Source organism: Paraburkholderia sediminicola, from assembly GCF_046027355.1.
GTDB lineage: Bacteria > Pseudomonadota > Gammaproteobacteria > Burkholderiales > Burkholderiaceae > Paraburkholderia > Paraburkholderia sediminicola_B.
In genome coordinates this window covers 1-424 of the sequence record NZ_JAQQEK010000149.1, presented here as the reverse complement: position 1 = coordinate 424, position 424 = coordinate 1, and the positions used below count along the sequence as shown (strand labels likewise).

Annotated in this window: 1 pseudogene; it reads left to right on the top strand. The window is 62.0% G+C overall.

Features of this window, described 5'->3' with window-relative positions:
* Positions 1-244 (top strand): annotated as a pseudogene (locus PQR42_RS45670) (H-NS family nucleoid-associated regulatory protein); the annotation flags it as partial.
* Between the last annotated feature and the right edge of the window lie 180 nt (positions 245-424).

Here is a 424-nt window from a genome sequence, read left to right as displayed (position 1 = left end):
CGGTTCGGCGCCGGCGTGGCTTGCTGGTGCCAAAGAACGTTCGAAGTTTTTGATTGATGGCGTTAGCGGAGCTGCGGATTCTGCCGCTGCGAGCAAGCCGACAGCCGTCGCGAAGAAGCCCGCGACAACGACTGCGGTAGCGAAGAAGGCACCGGTGAAGAAATTGGTTGGCGCCAAAAAGGCGGTTACGAAGTTGCCTGTCGCAACCGCGCCAGAAGCTGTGACTGCTCAAGCGACCGCGTAAGCCAGGACACAGAGCTCGCTCTTCGTTGCGTCGGGACGCGCGATTAATGGGGTCTACCGCGAACGGGCCCGCAGTGCGTCCAGACGCGCGGCGCATTTTGCGTTCGAACCACCGCGCTTGTAGGCCTGCGTCGCCTTTGCACTGTCTGGAACGACGTCGCCGGGAGCACTTCTGTCCCAG